Raw genomic sequence first — 345 nt, 5'->3', positions numbered from 1 at the left:
ACAAGGTAGCCGTATCGGAAGGTGCGGCTGGATCACCTCCTTTCTAAGGAATATTTCGGAAGACTACACATCGTTTGCCTTTGTTCAGTTTTGAGAGGTCTACTCTCAAGTAAATACCCGGGGCCTTAGCTCAGCTGGGAGAGCGCCTGCTTTGCACGCAGGAGGTCAGCGGTTCGATCCCGCTAGGCTCCATTAACGACAATGGTCGTTAAGCTTTGTTCATTGAAAACTGGATATCGAAGAAAAAATCAAAACAAGTAACACACACCGAGTTGAAATGTTAAAAGAGTTTTTTAATAAGTTCAACGCTTATTTTCTTGAGCAACCTTCTATCGCTAGAAGAAG

At 44.1% G+C, this 345-nt stretch carries 1 tRNA gene; it reads left to right on the top strand.

Annotation, left to right across the window (positions count from 1 at the left end):
* Nucleotides 1-119 precede the first annotated feature (119 nt).
* Nucleotides 120-192, top strand: a tRNA-Ala gene (locus tag FJU10_RS18950).
* The last annotated feature ends 153 nt before the right edge of the window (nt 193-345 follow it).

This window comes from Enterococcus sp. OL5 (assembly GCF_006491895.1).
In the GTDB taxonomy this organism is placed as follows: Bacteria; Bacillota; Bacilli; order Lactobacillales; family Enterococcaceae; genus Enterococcus_D; species Enterococcus_D innesii.
The sequence above is the reverse complement of the archived record's forward strand: the minus strand, read 5'-3'. Positions and strand labels throughout refer to the sequence as shown.